Origin of the sequence: Burkholderia lata, from assembly GCF_902499025.1 — a bacterium.
GTDB lineage: Bacteria > Pseudomonadota > Gammaproteobacteria > Burkholderiales > Burkholderiaceae > Burkholderia > Burkholderia lata_C.
On record NZ_CABVPW010000018.1, the window covers coordinates 124,423 to 145,683 of the forward strand.

The following is a 21,261-nucleotide window of genomic DNA, read 5'->3' on the forward strand; positions in this document are numbered from 1 at the left end:
AATGCCGGCTTCGGTCAACCGGCCGGGCCGGTTGAACGTTTTACAATGACGGTTGTTCCACGACGTGAGTCTTCATGCGCACTTTCCTTTCCCTCGGCCGCACGCTCGCGCTGGCCGCCGCCGTGCTGGCGCCCGCCGCCCACGCGAATAACGTGATCATCCTCAATTCGGCCGAAGCGACACTGTCCCTGATCGACCAGCAGACCCGCCAGGTCGTCGGTACGATGCCGACCGGCAAGGAACCGCATCACTTGATGGCGACGCCCGACAATTCGTCGCTGATCGTTGCAAATTCGGTCTCGAACAGCCTGATGTTCCTCGATCCGAAGACGGGCAAGCTGCAGCGCACCGTCGAAGGGATCGACGATCCTTACCAGCTCGGCTTCTCGCCCGACCGCAAGTGGTTCGCGGCGGCCGGCCTGCGCCTCGACCGCGTCGACATCTACGGCTACGACGGCCGCGACCTGAAGCTCGTGAAGCGCGTGCCGCTCGAAGTGATGCCGAGCCACCTCGCGTTCACGAAGGACAGCAAGACGCTGCTCGTGTCGCTGCAGGTTTCCGGCGAGATCGCGGCGATCGACCTGCCGACGCAGACGGTCAAGTGGAAGATGAAGGTCGGCAAGGTACCGGCCGGCCTGTGGCTCACGCCGGACGACAAGTACCTGCTCGTCGGGATGACCGGCGCGGATTACGTCGCGGTGGTCGACTGGCGCAACCAGAAGGTCGTCAAGCAGATCTACACCGGCAAGGGCGCGCACAACTTCCGCTCGCTCGCCGACGGCACGCACGTCGCGGTGACGAACCGGGTCGCGAACACGATCAGCATCATCGACGAGAACACGCTCACCAACGTCGGCGACATCACCGGCCTGCTGCCGGGCCCGGACGACATGGAGCTGTCCGCCGACAAGAAGACGCTGTGGGTGACGTTCCGCTTCGCGAAGAAGGTCGGGATCATCGATCTCGCTTCGCGCAAGCTGGTGCAGACGATCGCCGTCGGCCGCTCGCCGCACGGCATCTATTTCTACGACCGCGCGCCGTGGCGCGCCGCGAACGGCGCGTGACGGGCGGGGGAGAGCGATGCTGCACCTGATCGATGCGTTCGTATCGGATATCCAGACCTGGCTGTACGTTGACGTCGTGCAGCCGCTCCTCTTCAAGTTCAACCTGATGGACTATGACGAGGACACCTACGACGCGCTGTACTGGGTGATCGTCGGCGCGCTGCAGATGGTGCTGATGTTCGTGCTGCTGCGCCCGCTCGAGGCGCTGCTGCCGGTCGAGCGCTGGACGAACCGCCGGGCCGTGCGGGTCGACGTGATCTACACGGCGATCGCGAAGCTCGGCATCTACTCGCTGTTCTTCTTCTTCGCGCTGCAGCCGCTGTTCGACAACTTCCAGGCATGGCTGCGCCTGCACGGCGTCGCGAACCTCAACCTCGACTACCTGTGGCCGGGCGTGACGTCGAAGCCGATCGTCACGTTCGCGATCTATCTCGTCGTGCTCGATTTCGCCGGCTACTGGTATCACCGCTGGCAGCACAAGTTCGGCATCTGGTGGGAGCTGCACGCGGTGCATCACAGCCAGCGCCAGATGTCGCTGTGGTGCGACGACCGCAACCACGTGCTCGACGACGTGATCCAGTCGTGCTTCTTCGCGGCGATCGCGCTCGTGATCGGCGTGACCCCGTCGCAGTTCGTCGTGCTGACCGCGTTCACCAACTTCATGCAGAGCATTCAGCACACGAATGCGCGGCTGCCGTTCGGCTGGCTCGGCGAGCGCCTGCTCGTGAGCCCGATCTTCCACCGCCGCCACCACGCGGTCGGCTACGGCCACGAAGGCACCAAGTACGGCTGCAACTTCGGCGTGCTGTTCCCGTGGTGGGACATGATGTTCGGCACCGCGTCGTGGAACCGCACGGTCGAGCCGACCGGCATCCGCGACCAGGTCGAAGGCGTGTCCTACGGCGAAGGCTTCTGGGCGCAGCACGGCCTCGCGTTCGTGCGGATCTTCCGGCGCCTGTTCCCCGCCAAGCGCGGCGCGGCATCGGCCTGATCCGGCCATTCCCACGTTGAGCGGCTCTCCCACGCGGCCCGCATGTGCTTTGGCGCATGCGGGCCGCGTGGTTTATCCTTTCCCCGTTTTTCTCCGTCGATACAGGCTCGCATGAACGACTTGCTGCGTTCCTTCGTCCGGGCATTGGCGAGCGCACTGCATCCGCGCATGCTGTGGCTCACCCTGATGCCGTTTCTCGTCTCGGCCGTCCTGTGGGGCGTCGTGCTGTGGTTCTCGTGGCAGTCGCTGCTGGACCTCGCACGCGGCGCGCTCGACGGCTTCGTGCTGACCGCCATGCTGTATCGCGCGTTCGACGCGATCGGCATGTCGCAGCTGCATGCGGTCGTCGCGCCGTTCGTGGTCGTGTCGCTCGCGATCCCGCTGATCGTGCTGACCGTGCTGCTGCTGATCGCGACGATTTCGATGCCGGTCGTGATCAAGCACCTGTCGAACCGGCAGTTCGCGGCGCTCGAGTCAAAGCGCGGCGGCACCTTCTTCGGCAGCGTGTTCAATTCGCTGGGGGCGGCGATCGCCGGTGTGATCGTGCTCGTCGTCACCATTCCGCTGTGGCTGATTCCGCCGTTCTTCGCGCTGCTGCCACCGGTGATCTGGGGCTGGCTCACGTACCGCGTGATGACCTACGACGCGCTGGCGCTGCACGCGAGCCGCGACGAACGCCGCGCGCTGGTGCGGCAGCACCGCTGGCCGCTGATCGGCATTGGCGTCGCGACCGGGCTGCTCGGCACCGTGCCGACCTTCGTATGGGTATCGTCGGTCTGGATGATGGTGCTGTTCCCGTTCGTCGCGGCGGCCATGATCTGGGTTTACGCTTTCATCCTCGTCTTCTCGGCACTGTGGTTCGGGCATTACTGCCTGCGCGCGCTGGAGGACCTGCGTGCGAGTTCGCGCGCCACCGCAATCGACATGGGGCAGGCATGAGCATCGGCATCATCATCATCGGCGACGAAATCCTTTCGGGCCGCCGGCAGGACAAGCATCTGGCGAAGGTCATCGAGCTGCTCGGCGCGCGCGGCCTCACGCTCGACTGGGCCGAATATGTCGGCGACGATCCGGCGCGCATCACGGCGACCCTCGCACGCGCGATCGCGTCGGGCGACATCGTGTTCTCGACGGGCGGGATCGGCGCGACGCCGGACGACCACACGCGCCAGTGCGCGGCTGCCGCGCTCGGCGTGTCGCTCGAGCTGCATCCGGAAGCGAAGGTGCTGATCTCGGAGCGGATCCGCGAAACGCACACCGATCCGGCCAAGCCGGTCGATTTCGAGTCGCCGGAGAACCAGCACCGCTTCAACATGGGCGTGTTCCCGGTGGGCGCGGCGATTATCCCGAACGGCTACAACCGGATTCCCGGTTTCTCGGTCGGCGACCTGCACTTCGTGCCGGGCTTCCCGGTGATGGCGTGGCCGATGATCGAATGGGTGCTCGATACGAAGTACGCGCACCTGCATCATGCGACGCCGCACGCGGAGCGCTCGCTGTACGTGTTCGAGCTGCCGGAATCGACGCTCACGCCGCTGATGGAGCGCATCGAGCGCGATTTCCCGGGCGTGCGCGTGTTCAGCCTGCCGAGCGTGGGCGATGCGGAGCGCGGCGGAATCTATGCGCGCCGTCACATCGACCTCGGTGTGAAGGGCGAGCCGGAAGCGGTCGCAGCCGCGTACGTGAAGCTGCGCGAAGGCGTGCACCTGCTCGGCGGCGACGTCGTCGAAGCCGATACGCCGCGCGGCTGAGCGGCCCGCCAACCGGCGGCACAAAAGCCACGGGCCGCGCAACGCGGCCCGTCATCGGCATGTCATCGCCCGGCTCGACGATGAGGTTGTCGCAACCGGCGGGAGCGGCGCGCCGTCAGGCGCCGATCCACGGCAGTTTCCGGAAGCACCAGCCTTCGACCGTCTTGCGGTGGCCTTCGGCGTCCTTCGCGCCCTCGAAGCCTTCGAGCAGGTCGAACGCCTTCGTGAAGCCGGCCTGCGTGGAGGCGATCGCGGCGAGCTTCGAGCGCGCGGCACTGCGGCACAGGAACAGGATGGGCGTATCGGCCGGGAGGGCCGCCTTCAGTTCGTTGACGAATTCGGCGTTCGGCACGCCACCCGGGTAGCGCGTCCATTCGAGGTGCAGGTACTGGCCGTCGCCGACGAGCGGGCGGCCGATCCAGTCGAGTTCGGCGCGGGTGCGCACGTCGACGAGGCGCGCCGACGGATCGAGCTGCAGCAGTTCGAAGGCCTCGGCCGGCAGCAGCGCCCCGGCGTAGTTGAGCGCGCCTTGTGCGCGGCGTTCGTCGGCCTTCGCGTAAAGCTGGTCGAGCGTACTCATGGCAGGGAGTCTCCTATCGGTCAAACGAACATTCTAGCGCGGCGTCGCGGCGCGGATGTCCGTGTGCGGTACGGTGCGCGCACCCCACACGCGTTCACCAAAAGAGTGCAGAATGGCGCGCATGCACCAGAATGATTCCGTGGGCGCGGCGCGTTGCACCGATTGCACCATCGAGGTGCTTTCGGTCGGCTGGCGGTGCGAAGCCGAGCCCCGGAATTGCGCAGCACAGCCCCGTCGTGACGAGCGCTGGCGCGATTCGCGCCAGTCTTGCGCGTAGGTGGCACGGAAGCTGCTTTATAGGATTCGGTCGAATCGGGGCGCGCTGCGCAAAAGCAAGACCCCGGTCAGCTCGATAAACGAGGCGGTTCCCAGTCCGCCGGAATTGTTCAATCAGGAGAAGAGGTTATGAGTAAAACCGTCGCCGACGTCATGCAACTCGTGAAGGACGAGGACTGCAAGTTTGTCGATTTCCGCTTCACGGACACGCGCGGCAAGGAACAGCACGTGTCGGTGCCGGTTTCGGCGTTTGACGAAGACAAGTTCGAAAGCGGTCATGCATTCGACGGCTCGTCGATCGCCGGCTGGAAGGGCATCGAGGCGTCGGACATGCTGCTCATGCCGGATCCGAACGCCGCCTTCATCGACCCGTTCTATGAAGAGTCGACCCTGGTGCTGACCTGCGACGTGGTCGAGCCGGCCGACGGCAAGGGTTACGAGCGCGACCCGCGTTCGCTCGCGAAGCGCGCGGAAGCGTACCTGAAGAGCACGGGCATCGGCGACACGGCCTTCTTCGGTCCGGAACCGGAATTCTTCATTTTCGACTCGGTCCAGTGGAGCACGGACATGTCGGGCTGCTTCGTGAAGATCAACTCGGAAGAAGCACCGTGGTCGTCGGCGAAGGAATTCGAAGGCGGCAACACGGGCCACCGTCCGGGCACGAAGGGCGGCTACTTCCCGGTCGCACCGGTCGACACGTTCCAGGACATGCGTTCGGAAATGTGCCTGCTGCTCGAACAGCTCGGCATCCCGGTCGAAGTGCACCACCATGAAGTGGCGGGCCAGGGCCAGAACGAAATCGGCACGAAGTTCTCGACGCTGGTCGAGCGCGCCGACTGGACGCAATGGTCGAAGTACATCATCCACAACGTCGCGCACTCGTACGGCAAGACGGCGACGTTCATGCCGAAGCCGGTCGTCGGCGACAACGGTTCGGGCATGCACGTTCACCAGTCGATCTGGAAGGACGGCCAGAACCTGTTCGCAGGCAACGGCTATGCCGGCCTGTCGGAACTGGCGCTGTTCTACATCGGCGGCATCATCAAGCACGCCCGTGCACTGAACGCGATCACGAACCCGACGACGAACTCGTACAAGCGTCTGGTCCCGCACTTCGAAGCACCGGTCAAGCTCGCCTACTCGGCACGCAACCGTTCGGCATCGATCCGCATTCCGCACGTGTCGAACCCGAAGGGCCGCCGTATCGAAACGCGCTTCCCGGATCCGATGGCGAACCCGTACCTGTTGTTCTCGGCACTGATGATGGCAGGCCTCGACGGGATCCAGAACAAGATCCATCCGGGCGAAGCCGCGGACAAGAACCTGTACGACCTGCCGCCGGAAGAGGATGCAAAGATCCCGACCGTGTGCGCAGGCCTCGACCAGGCACTGGAAGCGCTCGACAAGGATCGCGAGTTCCTGACCCGTGGCGGCGTGTTCACGGACAGCATGCTCGACGCGTACCTTGCGCTGAAGGAGCAGGAGCTGGCGAAGTTCCGCATGACGACGCACCCGATCGAGTTCGAGATGTACTACTCGCTCTAATCGGCGATGGCGCTTCGATTCAGCGCCGTCATGCCGGTTCGTTCCCGTCGCGCGGCCTGCGGCGGGAACGGCGGAAGTCTGAAAGGGGCGGCGTCCAGCCGTCCCTTTTTTGTTCCGGAGATTTTCCTTTTCTGGCCCGTTGAGGCGCGACAAGCACGCAGATGGTTCTGAAGAATCTGATCAAGGCGAAAACGGGGCAACCCGAGCGACTGACGGACGACGAGCGGCTCGCCCGCTCGGGCCTGCTGGCGGGGCTGGAAGCGCTGCCGACGGTCGTGATCGTGCTCGACCGCAAGACGCTGCGGATCGCGTTCGCGAACCCGTCCGCGGAGGCGATGCTCGACATCTCGCGCCGGCAGCTCGCGCAGCGGCCGTGGGGCGAGATTTTTCCGAACGCGAACGAGCTTGCGTCGACGATCACCGCGATCGGCGAGGAACGCTTTCACGCGACGCACCTCGATACCGTGCTCGACCGGCCCGGCCGCGAACCGCTGCATGTGCATGCGATCGTCGGCTTCCTCGAGACCTCGCCCGATTTCGTGCTCGTCGAGCTGTTCGAGAACGAGCGGCAGTCGCGCACCGATCGCGAGGAGCGCATTCACGACCTGACCGCGGTCAACAAGCAACTGATCCGCAACCTCGCGCACGAGATCAAGAACCCGCTCGGCGGGATTCGCGGCGCAGCCCAGCTGCTCGAATTCGAGCTCGGCGAGCGCGAGCGTGGCGAGTTGCGCGAATACACGCAGGTGATCATCAAGGAGTCCGACCGCCTGCAGACGCTCGTCGACCGGTTGCTGGAGCCGCACCGGCATCCGCACATCGTCGGCGACGTGAACATTCATGAAGTATGCGAACGCGTGCGCGCGGTGATGCTCGCGGAATTCCCGCGCGGGCTCACGATCGAGCGCGACTACGACGTGAGCGTGCCGGACCTGCGCGGCGACAAGGAGCAACTGATCCAGGCGCTGCTCAACATCGTGCGCAACGCCGCGCAGGCGCTGCGCGACCGGATCGCGCAGGGCGACGCGAAGATCGAGCTGCGCACGCGCATCGCGCGCAAGGTGACGATCGCGAAACGCCTGTACCGGCTGGCACTGGACTTGCACGTGATCGACAACGGGCCCGGCATTCCGGAAGAAATCCGCGACCGGATCTTCTACCCGCTCGTGTCCGGGCGCGACGACGGCAGCGGCCTCGGCCTCACGCTCGCGCAGACGTTCGTGCAGCAGCACGACGGGATGATCGAGGTCGAAAGCCGGCCCGGACGTACCGAATTTCAGATCCTGCTGCCGCTCGACCATTGAGTGGCAGCATGGCGATTCACCGGATTTACCAATATCTGACCGACCTATGAAGCCGATCTGGATAGTAGACGACGACCAATCGATCCGCTGGGTGCTCGAAAAGGCGCTCGCCCGGGACAGCTTCGCGACGAAGAGCTTCGCGAACGTGCGTGACGCGCTGGCCGCGCTCGACCACGAGACACCGCAGGTGCTGGTATCCGACATCCGGATGCCGGGCGGCTCGGGCCTCGAGTTGCTGCAGGCGATGCACGAGCGCCTGCCGGGCCTGCCCGTCATCATCATGACGGCGTTCTCCGATCTCGACAGCGCCGTCGCGGCGTTCCAGGGCGGCGCGTTCGAATATCTCGCGAAGCCGTTTGACGTCGACAAGGCGGTCGAGCTGATCCGCCGCGCGGTGGAAGAAAGCCTGCGCGGCGGCGTGCCGCAGGACGAGCGCGTCGCTGAGGCGCCCGAGATGCTCGGCCAGGCGCCCGCGATGCAGGACATGTTCCGCGCGATCGGCCGTCTGTCGCACTCGGCCGCGACCGTGCTGATCACCGGCGAATCGGGCACCGGCAAGGAGCTTGTCGCGCGTGCGCTGCACCGTCACAGCCCGCGCGCGAACGGGCCGTTCATCGCGCTGAACACCGCGGCGATTCCGAAGGATTTGCTCGAATCCGAGCTGTTCGGCCATGAGCGCGGCGCGTTCACCGGCGCGCAGACGACGCGGCAGGGCCGCTTCGAGCAGGCCGAGAACGGCACGCTGTTCCTCGACGAAATCGGCGACATGCCGTTCGACCTGCAGACGCGCCTGTTGCGCGTGCTGTCGGACGGGCAGTTCTATCGGGTCGGCGGGCACAACCCGCTGCGCGCGAACGTGCGCGTGATCGCCGCGACGCACCAGAATCTCGAATCGCGCGTGCGGCAGGGGCTGTTCCGCGAGGACCTTTACCACCGGCTCAACGTGATCCGGCTGCGCCTGCCGCCGCTGCGCGAACGCAGCGAGGACATCGCGCTGCTCACGCGCCACTTCCTGCAGAAGAGCGCGCGCGATCTCGGCGTCGAGCCGAAGCGCGTGTCCGACGAAGCGCTGGCGTACCTCACGTCGCTGGCGTTTCCCGGCAACGTGCGCCAGCTCGAGAACCTCGCGAACTGGCTGACCGTGATGGCGCCTGCGCAGACGGTCGAGATCAAGGACCTGCCGCCCGACCTCGTGCCGGCCGGTGCGCCGGTGGCCGCGACGGGCGACGGTGCGGATGCGCACGGCGGCGGTGGCGATACGGCGCTCGCGCAACCGGCGATCGGTGCGGTGCCGGTGGCGTCCGCGCCTGTCGCGGCCGCGCCGAACGGCGGCGCGCCGGCTGGCTATCCGGTCTGGGAGCATGGCTTGCGCACCGAAGTCGCACGGCTGTTGCGCGAGAACTCGGCCGACGTGATGGACGAACTCGCACGCCGCTTCGAGGCGGCCGTGATCCGCGAAGCGCTCGACTTCACGCGCGGCCGCAAGGTCGAGGCCGCGGAGCGGCTCGGCATCGGCCGCAACACGATCACGCGCAAGATCCAGGAACTCCATCTGGAGCCCTGAGCACGATTTGCGGCATGCGCGGGCGTCGCGCATGCCGCGATCGGACATAATCGCGGTTTGCATGCCGTTTGCCATTCCGCCCATTCGCAATGTCCGATTCCTTCCGCTGGCCCGCCGAGGCCGACCCGTTCCGTTTCCTTGAATCGCTCGACAGCAAGCGCGCCCGCACGTGGGTCGACGAGCAGAATGCGCGCACGCGCGCCGCGCTGCGTGACGACGACGCGTATCGCGCGCTGACGGCGCGCCTCGCCAAAGCGTACCTGCCGCGCGAGCGCCCGGTGATTCCGACCCGCTGGCGCGACTGGGCCTACGACCTGTGGCAGGACGATCTCCATCCGAAGGGGCTGTGGCGCCGCACGCGCTGGGACGACTGGCGCGCGGGAAACCCGGCGTGGGAAACGCTGCTCGACGTCGACGCGCTCGGTGCGGAGGAGGGCGAGTCGTGGGTGTTCGAGCAGGACTCGATCCTGTATCCGGATGGCGACCGCGCGCTGCTGTCGCTGTCGCCGGGCGGCGCCGACGCGGTCGTCGTGCGCGAATTCGATCTCGTCGAACGCCGTTTCGTCGACGGCGGCTTCACGATCGACGAGCCGGGGCATCACACGGTCGGCTGGATCGATCGCGATACCGTCTACGTGAGCTGGGATCGCGGCGAAGCGCATGCGACCGCGGCCGGGTATCCGTACGAAGCGCGGCGCTGGGTGCGCGGCACCGCGCTCGCCGATGCGCCGGTCGTCTTCCGCGGCGAACCAGACGACATCAGTGCAGGTGCGGGGTTCGATCCGATCGACAACCGCCACGTCGCGTGGCGCAGCGTCGACTTTTTCGATTCACATGCGTACCGCTTGACCGATGCGGGCGAGTGGGTGCGCTACGACGTGCCGACCCATGTCGAGGTCGGGTTCTGGGAAGGCTGGCTCGTGCTGGAGCCGCGCCTCGACTGGGATTGCGACGGTGTGCGCCATGCGGGCGGTTCGCTGCTCGCGATCCGCGAGCAGGCGTTCCTGGCCGGGTCGCGCGAGCTCACGACGCTGTTCGCGCCGCAACCGTCGACGTCCGCGTGCACGTGGACCCACACGCGCACGACGCTGATCGCGAGCTGGCTCGACGACGTGCACAACCGCACGATGCTGTGGCAGCCGAGTCAGGCCGACGACGGAACGTGGACGTGGGATGCGCGGCCGTTCGAGTGGCCGGGGCCGGGCGATGCGCAGATCGACGTCGAGCCTGTCGAGTCGACGCTGAACGACGAGATTTACGTGGACGTCGACACCTATCTCGATCCGCCCGAATGCTGGCTGGCCGATCTTGCGGATCGCGCGGACGATGCGCCGTCGCGCCGCGTGCTGCTCGACCGGCCGCCGGTGCAGTTCGACGCGGCCGGGCTCGTCGTGCGCCGCGCGAGCGCGCGCTCGCAAGACGGCACGATGGTGCCGTACACGCTGATCGGGCCGCGCGATGCGCTCGACGTGGCCGACGGCGCCGCGCGTGTCGCGCGGCCGTGCCTGCTGTCGGGCTATGGCGGCTTTGCGATCCCGAACCTGCCGGGCTATAGCGACGCGTTCGGTATCGGGTGGCTCGAGCGCGGCGGCGTGATGGCGTTCGCGCATATCCGCGGCGGCGGCGAGTTCGGGCCGCGCTGGCACGTCGATGCGCAGCGCGAGCACCGCCAGCGTTCATTCGACGATTTCATCGCGGTGGCCGAGGATCTGGCCGCGACCGGCGTGACGACCGCCGCACAGCTCGGCATCGAGGGGGGCAGCAACGGCGGGCTGCTGGTCGCCGCGTGCATGATGCAGCGGCCGGCGCTGTTCGGCGCGGTGCTCTGCCGCGTGCCGCTGCTCGACATGCGGCGCTATCCGAAGCTGCATGCGGGTGCCGCGTGGCTCGACGAATACGGCGACCCGGACGATCCGCACGAAGGCGCGGCGCTGGCCGCGTACTCGCCGTATCACCGCGTGCGTGAAGGCGTCGCGTATCCGCCGTTGCTGCTGACGACGTCGACGCGCGACGACCGCGTGCATCCTGCGCATGCACGCAAGATGGCCGCGCGCATGCATGCGCTCGGTCACGAACGGGTGTGGTACTGGGAGAACACCGACGGCGGACACGGCAGCGCCGACGATCTGGAACGCGCGGAGGCCGATGCGGCCGAATTCGGGTTCCTGTGGGCCCATCTCGGGCCGGCGCCCGCGCGGCGCTGAGCGCGCGCGGGCTGCCCGGGAGATCAGCCGACGACCGCGACGACGGGCGTGTGGTCGGACGGCTGTTCCCACGTGCGCGGCGTGCGATCGACTTCGCACGACGTGCAGGTTTCCGCGAGCGCCGGCGACAGCAGCACGTGGTCGATGCGCAGCCCCGCGTTGCGGCGGAACGCCATCATCCGGTAGTCCCACCACGTGAAGGTCTTCTCCGGTTGTTCGAAGCGGCGGAACGCATCGACGAAGCCGAGCTCGATCAGTTGCGCGAAGTGCGCGCGCTCCTGCGGCGACACGAGGTTCTGGCCTTCCCATTTCGCGGGGTCATGCACGTCGCGATCTTCCGGCGCGATGTTGTAGTCGCCGAGCAGCGCGAGCTTCGGGTAGCGCTGCAGCTCGGTGCGCAGCCATGCCTGCAGCGCGTCGAGCCATTGCATCTTGTAGACGAACTTGTCGGAGTCGGGCGCCTGGCCGTTCGGGAAGTACGCGGACACGATGCGCACGCCGTCGACCGTCGCGGCGACCACGCGCTGCTGCGGATCGTCGAAACCGGGAATGTTGCGCACGACGTCCGATTCGTCGACGGACAGCGTGTCACGCGCGAGGATCGCGACGCCGTTGTAGGTCTTCTGGCCCGTGAACCAGCTGCGGTAGCCGGCGGCTTCAAGCTCGGCGCGCGGGAATTTCTCGTCCGGCAGCTTCAGTTCCTGCAGGCACAGTACGTCGGTTCCGCTTTGCGCGAGCCAGTCGAGCACATGCTGCTTGCGGACGTTGAGCGAGTTGACGTTCCAGGTGGCGATTTTCATGAACGGGAGTGTGCGTGCGGGGTGAATGCGAAGGCCGCCATCTTACCGCGTGCACGCGGCGCGAACGCGCGCTTCGTGCGGGGCGGGGGGGCTACGGTGCGCCGCTGTTTTGATGAACCGAGAAGAAATTGTGACAAAAGTGTTGACGTGAGTGCTCCCTCACCCTATAATTTATTTCTCTGACGCGGGGTGGAGCAGTCTGGCAGCTCGTCGGGCTCATAACCCGAAGGTCGTAGGTTCAAATCCTACCCCCGCAACCAAGCACACCAGACGATGTGCAGCGCAAGTGACCGATGCGCGCTTCGTCGACAGGAACCCGGCCCCGTGCCGGGTTTTTTGTTTTCTGCGCGGCAGCGATCAGCCCGCCGCCCACTCGACCGCCGCCTTCGCATGCAGCGCGGTCGTATCGAACACCGGCAGCGGCGAATCGTCCGCGCCGATCAGCAGCGTGATTTCCGTGCAGCCGAGGATCACGGCCTGCGCGCCGCGCCGGGCCAGTTCCTCGATGATCGTCACGTACGTCGCGCGCGATTCCGGCGAGATGATGCCGTGGCACAGCTCGTCGTAGATGATCCGGTGCACGTCGTCGCGTCCGCGTTCATCCGGCACGAGCACTTCCAGCCCGAACTTGTCGCGCAGCCGCTCCGCGTAGAACGGCAGCTCCATCGTGAAGCGCGTGCCCAGCAGCGCGACGCGCTCGACACCGGCATCGCGCAGTGCGGTGCCGGTCGGATCGGCGATGTGCAGGAACGGCAGCGTTACCGCGGCTTCGATCGCATCGCAGACGCGGTGCATCGTATTGGTCGTCAGCACGACGAGGTCGGCGCCGGCCGCTTCGAGCTGCCGCGCGGCGCCGGCCATCCGTTCGCCGAGCGCGACCCAGTCGTGCGTGCGCTGCAGCGCTTCGATTTCCGCGAAATCGACCGTGACCAGCACACTCTTCGCGTTGTGGTGCCCGCCGTGCAGCGCCTTCGAATGGCGATTGATCATCCGGTAGTACTCGGCGGACGATTCCCAGCTCATCCCGCCGATCAGTCCGATCGTCTTCATCCGTCACCTTTGCGTTTCATGTATTGCGGCAGACGAGTATAGGCGCCGCTGTCTGCGCCCGGCCGGTACGATCCGCGCAAAGCGGGCCAGTACGGCGCCGCCAGGCCCGGGCGCACGCGACAGTTGAAACCGGCACTGTGTTTTTGTACAGTATCGGCACCGTGAACCCGACCATCATTCCGCCTGCCGAACCGCACGTGCCGCCGCCGGGCGACGCACTGCCGCGCATGCGCAAGATCATTCATTGCGATTGCGACTGTTTCTACGCGTCGGTGGAGATGCGCGACGACCCGTCGCTGCGCAACCGGCCGCTCGCGGTCGGCGGCCGGCCCGACCAGCGTGGCGTGATCGCAACCTGCAACTACGAGGCGCGGCGTTACGGCGTGCATTCGGCGATGTCGTCGGCGCTGGCGATGCGCAAGTGTCCGGACCTGCTGATCCTGCCGACCGCGATGGACAAGTACCGCGCGGCGTCGCGGCAGATCATGGCGATCTATCGCGACTACACGCCTGACGTCGAGCCGCTGTCGCTCGACGAGGCCTACCTCGACGTCAGCGGGTCGGAGCGGTGCCAGGGCAGTGCGACGCTGATTGCACAGGAGATTCGCCAGCGCGTGTTCGACACGGTCGGCGTGACCGTGTCGGCCGGCGTCGCGCCGAACAAGTTCATCGCGAAGATCGCGTCCGACTGGAACAAGCCCGACGGGCTGTTCGTCGTGCGGCCGCACGAGATCGACGCGTTCGTCGCGGCGCTGCCGGTGCGCAAGCTGCACGGCGTCGGCAAGGTGACGGCCACGCGGCTCGACCGGCTCGGTATCCAGACCTGCGCGCAGTTGCGCGACTGGCCGCTGATCGACCTGCACCGCGAATTCGGCGCGTTCGGGCGGCGGCTGTACGAGCTGTCGCGCGGGATCGACGAGCGGCCCGTGCAGGCCGACCAGGAGCGCAAGTCGGTCAGCGTCGAGACGACCTACGTGACCGACCTGACGACGCTCGAGCAGTGCGCGGAGGAAATCCGCCGCCTCGTCGTGCAACTCGACGCGCGGATCGAACGGGCGGGCGCCGCGCGCTCGATCCGCAAGCTGTACGTGAAGATCCGCTTCGCCGATTTCCAGCGCACGACGGTCGAGTGCGTGGCCGACGCGACGAATGCGGACACGGCCGTCACGCTGCTCGCGAAGGGGCTGCAACGACGAGCGCAGGCGGTGCGGCTGCTCGGCGTCGGCGTGCGTATCGACGAGGATACGGCCGAGCGCCACGGGCAGTTCTCGCTGTTCGACGACGAGGCGCCCGCACCATGAAAAAAGCACCGCCGAAGCGGTGCCTTTTTCCATGCAGCCGAAAGGGCCGGCAGCGCGCTCAGTGCGTGGGCGCAGCCATCCCGTTGTGGCGCAGCAGCGCATCGATCTGCGGTTCGCGGCCGCGGAACGCCTTGAACGAATCCATCGCCGGGCGGCTGCCGCCGACCTCGAGGATTTCACGTCGATAGCGCGTGCCGGTCGCCGCGTCGAGCACGCTGCCGCTCTCGGCAGCCGCTTCCTCGAACGCTGCGTATGCGTCAGCCGACAGCACTTCGGCCCACTTGTAGCTGTAGTAGCCGGCCGCGTAGCCGCCCGCGAAGATGTGGCTGAACGTGTTCGGCCAGCGCGAGAACGCGGCTTGCGGGATCACGTGATAGCGCTCGTTGATCTCGCGCGCGAATGCGGTCACGCCGGTGGCGCCCGCCGGATCGAAGTCGACGTGCAGCAGCATGTCGAACATCGAGAACACGATCTGGCGCAGCGTGCCGAGCCCGCTCTGGAAATTCTTCGCGGCGATCATCTTGTCGAACAGCTCGCGCGGCAGCGCGGCGCCCGTGTCGACGTGCGACGACATCGACGACAGCACGTCCCATTCCCAGCAGAAGTTTTCCATGAACTGCGACGGCAGCTCGACGGCATCCCATTCGACGCCGTTGATGCCCGACACGCCGAGCTCGTCGACGCGCGTGAGCATGTGATGCAGCCCGTGGCCGAATTCATGGAACAGCGTGATGACTTCGTCGTGCGTGAAGCACGCGGGCTTGCCGCCGACCGGCGCCGAGAAGTTGCAGGTGAGATAGGCGACCGGCGTTTGCACGGTGCTGCCACGCTTCGCGCGCGAACGCGCGTCGTCCATCCACGCGCCACCACGCTTGCCTTCGCGCGCGTACAGGTCGAGGTAGAACTGCGCGACGAGCGAGCCGTCGCGGTTCTCGACGCGGAAGAAACGCACGTCCTTATGCCACACCGGCGCGTCGTCCGGTTTGATCTGCACGCCGAACAGCGTCTCGGTGACGGTGAACAGGCCCTTCAGCGCGGCCGGTTCCGGGAAGTACTGCTTGACCTCGTTTTCCGAGAATGCGTAGCGCTGCTGGCGCAGCTTCTCGGCTGCGTACGCGACGTCCCACGGCGCGAGTTCGGCGAGGCCGAGTTCCTTCGCGGCGAACGTGCGCAGCTCGTCCCAGTCCTTGTCCGCGTGCGGGCGGGCGCGCGTCGCGAGATCCTCTAGGAACGCGATCACCTGCTGCGGCGATTCGGCCATCTTCGGCGCGAGCGACACTTCGGCGAAGTTGCGGTAGCCCAGCATCAGCGCCTCTTCGCGGCGCAGCTTCAGCGCATCGGCGACGATCGCCGTGTTGTCCCATTCGGCCTTGCCGTCGCCGTACTGCGGCCCGAGTTCCGACGCGCGCGTCGCATAGGCGCGGTAGAGTGTCTCGCGCAGTGCGCGGTTGTCGGCGTACTGCAGCACCGGGAAGTACGACGGGAAGTGCAGCGTGAATTTCCAGCCTTCCTTCGCATCCTTTTGCGCGGCTTCACGGGCGGCCTCGATCGCGTCGCCGGGCAGGCCGGCCAGTTCGGCCTCGTCCTGCACGATGTACGCGTACGCGTTGGTCGCATCGAGCACGTGATCGGAGAACGCCTTCGACAGCGCGGCCTGCTGTTCCTGCAGTTCGGCGAAGCGCGGCTTCTGATCCTCGGGCAGCTCGGCGCCCGACAGGCGGAAATCGCGCAGCGCGTTGTCGAGGATCTTCTTGCGTTCGACGGACAGCGTCGCGTATTCGGCGCTCGCGGCGATGGCCTTGTACTTCTCGTACAGCGCGAGGTTCTGGCCGACGCTCGACCAGAATTCGGTCACGCGCGGCAGGTTTTCGCCGTAGGCCGCCCGCAGTTCGGGCGTATCGGCGACTGCATTCAGGTGGCCGACGATGCCCCAGGCGCGACCGAGCGGCTCCGTCGCGTGCTCGACCGTCTCGACGATGTCTGCCCAGGTTGCCGGCGTCGCGGCCGCGCTTGCCGTCTCGACCGCGCGGTTGGCGGCATCGAGCAGCGTGTCGAGCGCGGGCGTCACGTGTTCCGGGCGGATCTCGCCGAAGCGGGGCAGGCCCGAGAAATCGAGAAGCGGATTGGTGTTGGCGCTGGCGGACATAAGACTCCCTGTCTGTTGCCGGAGGAACCGGAGTGAAAAGGGTAAGGCGCGCAAGGCAACGCGGCGCCCGATATCGACATTATTGGGGCGCATCGTGCGCTTTCCAATCGTTAGTTTCTAACGACGCGATTGACGCGGGGTCGAATGCGGGAGGGAGGCGTCGGGCGGCGCGGCCGATACGATGCGGCAGGCGAGGCGCCGGCGCGCGGAACCGCACGCCGGCTGAGCGGGCAGGGGGTCAGGCGGCCGCGTCGGCGGCGCGCTCGGCGGCTTCGATCGTGTTGATCAGCAGCATCGTGATGGTCATCGGGCCGACACCGCCCGGCACCGGCGTGATGTGGCCGGCCACTTCCTTCACGCCCGCGAAATCGACGTCGCCGCACAGCTTGCCCGCGTCGTCGCGGTTCATGCCGACGTCGATCACCGTCGCGCCGGGCTTCACCATGTCGGCGGTCAGGATGTTGCGCTTGCCGACCGCGGCGACCACGATGTCGGCCTGCCGCGTGTGCGCGGCGAGGTCACGCGTCTTGCTGTGGCAGATCGTCACGGTCGCGCCGGCGTCGAGCAGCATCATCGCCATCGGCTTGCCGACGATGTTCGAGCGGCCGATCACGACCGCGTTCGCGCCCTGCAGCGGGATGTCGTGTGCGTCGAACATCTTCATCACGCCGTACGGCGTGCACGGGCGGAACAGCGGCTTGCCGGTCATCAGTGCGCCGGCGTTCGCGATGTGGAAGCCGTCGACGTCCTTCTCCGGTGCGATTGCCTCGATCACCTTGTGGCTGTCGATGTGCTTGGGCAGCGGCAGCTGGACGAGGATGCCGTGGATCTTCGGGTCGCGGTTCAGTTCGTCGATGCGCGCGAGCAGGTCGGCTTCCGACAGCGTGTCCGGGTACGCATCCTTCAGCGAGAAGAAGCCGTTGTCCTCGCACGCCTTGATCTTGTTGCGCACGTAGACTTCGCTCGCCGGGTTGGCGCCGACGAGGATCACCGCGAGACCGGGCTGGTGGCCGCGTGCGGTCAGGGCGGCGGCGCGTTCGGCGGCCTGGGCGCGCAGGGTCTTCGAAAGGGCGTTGCCGTCGATGAGGAGGGCTGTCATGGTGGTGGTCCTGCCGGGAAGTTGGAATGCGGTCGTGCGGCGCCCGAAGCGCCGCAGCAAAGCACGCGATTATACCGTTCGCCTGCTGCCGTCCGACAGCGAATAAGCAGGAAGCGTCATGGCCGCGGCGCGCGTGCGCCGGGAGAACGGCCGCCGCCGCGCGAGTGGGCCGCATCGCGCGGGGCGGCTGGGGCTGGCTGCGGGCCGGGCGGGCAGTGCCGCCGCGGCCGGCGCCCGCTCAGGCCTGTTTCTTCGACAGCGCGAGGCGCAGCAGGTCGGCCACCGTGTTGACGTTGAGCTTTTCCATGATGTTCGCGCGGTGCGCTTCGACCGTCTTGATGCTGATGCCGAGATCGTCGGCGATCTGCTTGTTCAGGCGGCCCGCGATAATCCGTTCGAGCACCTGCTGCTCGCGCGCGGTCAGCTTCGACAGGCGTTCGCTCGCGGCACGCTGTTCCTGGACGCTCTTGCTTTCGCTTCGGGCCTTGTCGAGCATCCGCTCGACGAGCTTGCGCAGCTCGGCTTCGTCGAACGGTTTCTCGATAAAGTCCATCGCACCCTTTTTCATCGTCGAGACGGCCATCGGCACATCGCCGTGACCCGTGACGAAGATGATCGGCAGCGCGGCATTGTCGGCAATCAGGCGCTCCTGCAGTTCGAGGCCGCTCATGCCCGACATCCGTACGTCGAGGATCAGGCACGCGATCTGGCCGGCCTGCTGCGCAGGCTGGTAGGCATCGAGGAACTGCTCGGCGCTCGAGAAGCATTGCACGCGATAGCCGTTCGCCTCCAGCAGCCAGCGCAGCGAGTCCCGTACGGCCTCGTCGTCGTCAACGACAAAGACGGTTTCCTGAGTGGTGGTGACAGGGCTATTCATAGTTCTCCCGTAACGGTATGTGATGCCGATGCCTCGCGCCCCCCTTGGCCGAGATCAGCGGGTTCCCCAATGGGCAGGCTGCAGTGGAACGTCGCGCCGGAAATGCGGCCATCCGGCTCGACGTTGTTGACCACCCACAGACGCCCCCGATGCGATTCGATGATCGAACGGCAGATGTTCAGCCCCATGCCCATGCCATCGGACTTGGTGCTGTAAAACGGTTCAAACAGGCGCTCGGCGGTCGCTTCGTCGACGCCCGGGCCCTGGTCGATCACGCGGATGTCGACGAAGCCCGCCTCGATGTCGGCGACGACGCGGATCACGCCGTCCGCCGACACCGGCTTCACGTCGGCCATTGCTTCGGCCGCGTTCTTCATCAGGTTCACGAGCACCTGCTCGATCAGCACGGGGTCGACATAAATAATAGGCATTCTTGCGAGGATTTCCGTGACGATCCGGATCCTGCGCTTCCTGGCCTCGATTTCGGCGAGCCCGACCGCGTCGGCGACGATGTCCGCAACCCGCGCCGGCTGGCGCTTCGGCTCGCTGCGCTTCACGAATTCGCGGATCCGCTTGACGATCATCCCGGCGCGCAGCGCCTGCTGCGCGGTCTTTTCCAGCGCGGGCTGCAGCGTCTCCGGCGTGCCGCGGCCGCTCTTCACGAGCGCGAGCGTGCCCGAGCAGTAGTTGTTGATCGCGGCGAGCGGCTGATTCAATTCGTGAGCAATCGACGACGCCATTTCACCCATCGTCATCAATCTGCTCGTGAACTGCAGCTTCTCCTCCTGCTGGTGCGCGAGTTCCTGTGCCTTCTTGCGGGTCGTGATGTCGGTCGCGATCTGCATCTGCGCAAGGTGGCCGTCCACCCACTGGATGTACTGGCGGCGCACCTCGAACCACTTCTGGATGCTCTCGACGTACACCTCCTGCGCATCGGCGGTGCTGCTCGTCAGCGCGGCGGCCGGCAGGCCCGCGAACGCGTCGACCATGTCGATCGAGTCGGACGATGCCTGCGCGCGGTCGAAGCCGCCGCCCGACAGCTCGAGATGGCCGTCCGGACGAATGCCGAACAGGTGGCGGTAGTAGCGGTTCGCGAACAGCAGCTCGGCTTCGTCGGCGGCCAGCACCGACACCGCGGCGTCGAGGCTTTCGAGCACCGTCGTGAAGCGCTCGTGCGCGGCCGCGAGTTCCTCGCGCGCACGTTTCGGCTCGGTGATGTCGGTCATCGACGACATCCAGCCGGTCTGGCGGCCCGAGCTGTCGATCAGCGGCGACACGTACAGGCGCGCATGAAACAGCGTGCCGTTCTTGCGCCGCACGCGCAGCTCGAAGCCCGAGCTCGGCGCCTTGCCGCGCAGCGTCATGTCGAGCTGGCGCTGCATTTCCGGGTACGCGTCGCGCGGCCAGTACGGGAACGGCGCGACCTTGCCGACGAGGTCGGTTTCGTCCCAGCCCGTCATCCGGCAGAACGCGGGGTTCACGTGCGTGATGCGGCCGTGCATGTCGAGCACGCGCATGCCGATCAGCACCGAGTTTTCCATCGCGCGGCGGAAGAATGCTTCCGCGTACAGCGCCTGCTGAGCTTCGAAGCGCTGGCGCGTGTGCTTCCACAGGCTCCAGAGGCTCCACAGCACGAAGCACGACAGGCCCGCGACGAGCCACACCAGCGTGTTGTTGGTCAGGTTCGTGAGCTGCGGGAATGCGTACACGCGCACGGTCAGCCCCTGGCCGGGCGGGTCGAGCGGCAGGTCGTAGTGCGAGTCGCGCGGCAGGCGCGGGCGCGTCGACGTGGACGACAGCTCGCGGTTGTTCGCGTCGGTGATCGAGATCTTGTACTTCGACGACAGTTCCTGCGGAATGTCGTGCTTCAGGATGCCTTCGACCGAGAACACCGCGGCGATCGAGCCGAGGTACTCGCGGTCGCCGCGCATCACCGGTGTCTGCAGCGTGATGAAGCCGTTGCCGAAGTCGTCGTAGATCAGCGGCGAATAGGCCTGGCGGCGCGTGCTGCGCGCCTCGTCGTAGGCGCCGCGCACCGCGTCCTGCATCTGCGCGTCGCCGGGCTTCGCGAGCCGCTGGCCGAGCAGCGGCGGATGCACGGTCGGCCAGCGCTGCACGCCGGGCGACGTGTACCAGTTCAGATAAAGGATTTCCGGATGCGTTTGCATCACGTCCGCGACGGCCATCTGGAACGCGTTCTGGTCGAGGCGGCCGGATGCGAGATCGCGCGACAGCGCCTGGAGCTGTTCCTGCGCACCCGTCATCGACAGGCGGATCTGCTGCTGCGCCCACGCGACGTTACGGAAGAGGGTGTCTTCCTGCTGCTGCTGTTCGCGGCGATTGAGGCTCCACAGGATGAGGCTCATCACCACCAGGAACACGAGGATCGACAGCAGGGGCGTCAGCAAATAGGAATTGGACCACCACGGTCCGTGGTGCCAACGGGACGGCTGCGACTCCGCCGGCGGGCCCGACGGTCGCGCCGAGCGTGCGAAAAGCCGATCGGTCAACATTGGAGAATTGTAGCGCAGCGCAATACATGGAAAACCTATACCGGATATGTTGAACGGAAACGGATTTGTTCAGCCGAGACGCGCCGGAGAGCCCCGAAATATGGGTGCAGCGCAGCAATATTTCATATTGCGAGAAAAGATCTCACAATTCGAAAATTTTGTTGCGCAGGCCCGCGCACGCTCATTACAATCCGTC

Annotated in this window: 16 protein-coding genes and 1 tRNA gene; 10 read left to right on the forward strand and 7 right to left on the reverse strand. The window is 66.5% G+C overall.

All coding sequences use genetic code 11. From position 1 onward, the window contains the following. Window positions 1-74 precede the first annotated feature (74 nt). The 4 genes from BDI24065_RS19690 to BDI24065_RS19705 all read left to right on the forward strand — a co-directional run bounded on the left by BDI24065_RS19690 (window position 75) and on the right by BDI24065_RS19705 (window position 3,806). A complete protein-coding gene (locus BDI24065_RS19690) occupies window positions 75-1,064 on the forward strand; it encodes a beta-propeller fold lactonase family protein (RefSeq protein ID WP_027786950.1) in 990 nt (329 codons plus the stop codon). A 16-nt stretch (window positions 1,065-1,080) separates the two neighbouring features. Then, a complete protein-coding gene (locus tag BDI24065_RS19695; RefSeq protein WP_043190403.1) occupies window positions 1,081-2,055 on the forward strand; it encodes a sterol desaturase family protein in 975 nt (324 codons plus the stop codon). 111 nt (window positions 2,056-2,166) lie between these two features. Then, window positions 2,167-2,994, forward strand: a complete 828-nt coding sequence (locus BDI24065_RS19700; protein WP_175032676.1) for an EI24 domain-containing protein — start codon at window positions 2,167-2,169, stop codon at window positions 2,992-2,994. Continuing rightward, on the forward strand, window positions 2,991-3,806 hold the full coding sequence (locus BDI24065_RS19705; RefSeq protein WP_175032677.1) for a competence/damage-inducible protein A: 816 nt from the start codon (window positions 2,991-2,993) through the stop codon (window positions 3,804-3,806). The genes BDI24065_RS19700 and BDI24065_RS19705 overlap by 4 nt, the downstream gene beginning before the upstream one ends. Window positions 3,807-3,921: 115 nt before the next feature. Here BDI24065_RS19705 and BDI24065_RS19710 read toward each other — a convergent pair whose 3' ends face one another. Beyond that, complete coding sequence (locus tag BDI24065_RS19710; protein WP_122945804.1) at window positions 3,922-4,386, reverse strand: rhodanese-like domain-containing protein; 465 nt, start codon at window positions 4,384-4,386, stop codon at window positions 3,922-3,924. Between the two features lie 405 nt (window positions 4,387-4,791). Between BDI24065_RS19710 and glnA the strand changes: the two genes are divergently transcribed. From glnA to BDI24065_RS19730, 4 genes are all read left to right on the forward strand, one after another. Beyond that, window positions 4,792-6,207 (forward strand): type I glutamate--ammonia ligase, encoded by a 1,416-nt coding sequence (glnA, locus tag BDI24065_RS19715; protein WP_122945803.1) that lies wholly within the window; start codon window positions 4,792-4,794, stop codon window positions 6,205-6,207. A gap of 161 nt (window positions 6,208-6,368) precedes the next feature. Beyond that, window positions 6,369-7,511 carry a nitrogen regulation protein NR(II) gene (glnL, locus tag BDI24065_RS19720; protein ID WP_174933544.1) on the forward strand — a complete coding sequence of 381 codons (1,143 nt, stop codon included), beginning with the start codon at window positions 6,369-6,371 and terminating at the stop codon, window positions 7,509-7,511. Window positions 7,512-7,557: 46 nt separating this feature from the next. Further along, window positions 7,558-9,075 carry a nitrogen regulation protein NR(I) gene (gene ntrC, locus BDI24065_RS19725; RefSeq protein ID WP_175032678.1) on the forward strand — a complete coding sequence of 506 codons (1,518 nt, stop codon included), beginning with the start codon at window positions 7,558-7,560 and terminating at the stop codon, window positions 9,073-9,075. 89 nt (window positions 9,076-9,164) lie between these two features. Continuing rightward, a complete protein-coding gene (locus tag BDI24065_RS19730) occupies window positions 9,165-11,279 on the forward strand; it encodes a prolyl oligopeptidase family serine peptidase (RefSeq protein ID WP_175032679.1) in 2,115 nt (704 codons plus the stop codon). Between the two features lie 23 nt (window positions 11,280-11,302). On the opposite strand, the gene xth is transcribed toward BDI24065_RS19730, so the two are convergent. After that, the gene (xth, locus tag BDI24065_RS19735; protein ID WP_011352583.1) at window positions 11,303-12,079 is read right to left on the reverse strand and encodes an exodeoxyribonuclease III; all 777 of its coding nucleotides are present in this window, start codon (window positions 12,077-12,079) and stop codon (window positions 11,303-11,305) included. A 183-nt stretch (window positions 12,080-12,262) separates the two neighbouring features. Between xth and BDI24065_RS19740 the strand changes: the two genes are divergently transcribed. Further along, a tRNA-Met gene (locus BDI24065_RS19740) sits at window positions 12,263-12,339 on the forward strand. Window positions 12,340-12,436: 97 nt separating this feature from the next. Here BDI24065_RS19740 and BDI24065_RS19745 read toward each other — a convergent pair. Next, window positions 12,437-13,129: an aspartate/glutamate racemase family protein gene (locus tag BDI24065_RS19745; RefSeq protein WP_175032680.1), complete on the reverse strand. Its 693-nt coding sequence runs from the start codon at window positions 13,127-13,129 to the stop codon at window positions 12,437-12,439. Between the two features lie 137 nt (window positions 13,130-13,266). Between BDI24065_RS19745 and dinB the strand changes: the two genes are divergently transcribed. Further along, window positions 13,267-14,430 (forward strand): DNA polymerase IV, encoded by a 1,164-nt coding sequence (dinB, locus tag BDI24065_RS19750; protein WP_175032681.1) that lies wholly within the window; start codon window positions 13,267-13,269, stop codon window positions 14,428-14,430. A 58-nt stretch (window positions 14,431-14,488) separates the two neighbouring features. Here the strand turns inward: dinB and BDI24065_RS19755 are convergent, their stop codons facing one another. From BDI24065_RS19755 to fixL, 4 genes are all read right to left on the reverse strand, one after another. Continuing rightward, window positions 14,489-16,576: a M3 family metallopeptidase gene (locus tag BDI24065_RS19755; protein ID WP_175032682.1), complete on the reverse strand. Its 2,088-nt coding sequence runs from the start codon at window positions 16,574-16,576 to the stop codon at window positions 14,489-14,491. 238 nt (window positions 16,577-16,814) lie between these two features. Beyond that, window positions 16,815-17,675, reverse strand: coding sequence for a bifunctional methylenetetrahydrofolate dehydrogenase/methenyltetrahydrofolate cyclohydrolase FolD (folD, locus tag BDI24065_RS19760; RefSeq protein WP_175032683.1), 861 nt, complete (start codon window positions 17,673-17,675; stop codon window positions 16,815-16,817). A gap of 238 nt (window positions 17,676-17,913) precedes the next feature. Next, entirely contained in the window at window positions 17,914-18,552 is a 639-nt protein-coding gene (gene fixJ / locus BDI24065_RS19765) for an oxygen response regulator transcription factor FixJ (RefSeq protein WP_006493245.1), read from the reverse strand. Further along, complete coding sequence (gene fixL / locus BDI24065_RS19770; protein WP_175032684.1) at window positions 18,549-21,065, reverse strand: oxygen sensor histidine kinase FixL; 2,517 nt, start codon at window positions 21,063-21,065, stop codon at window positions 18,549-18,551. The genes fixJ and fixL overlap by 4 nt, the downstream gene beginning before the upstream one ends. Window positions 21,066-21,261 lie beyond the last annotated feature (196 nt).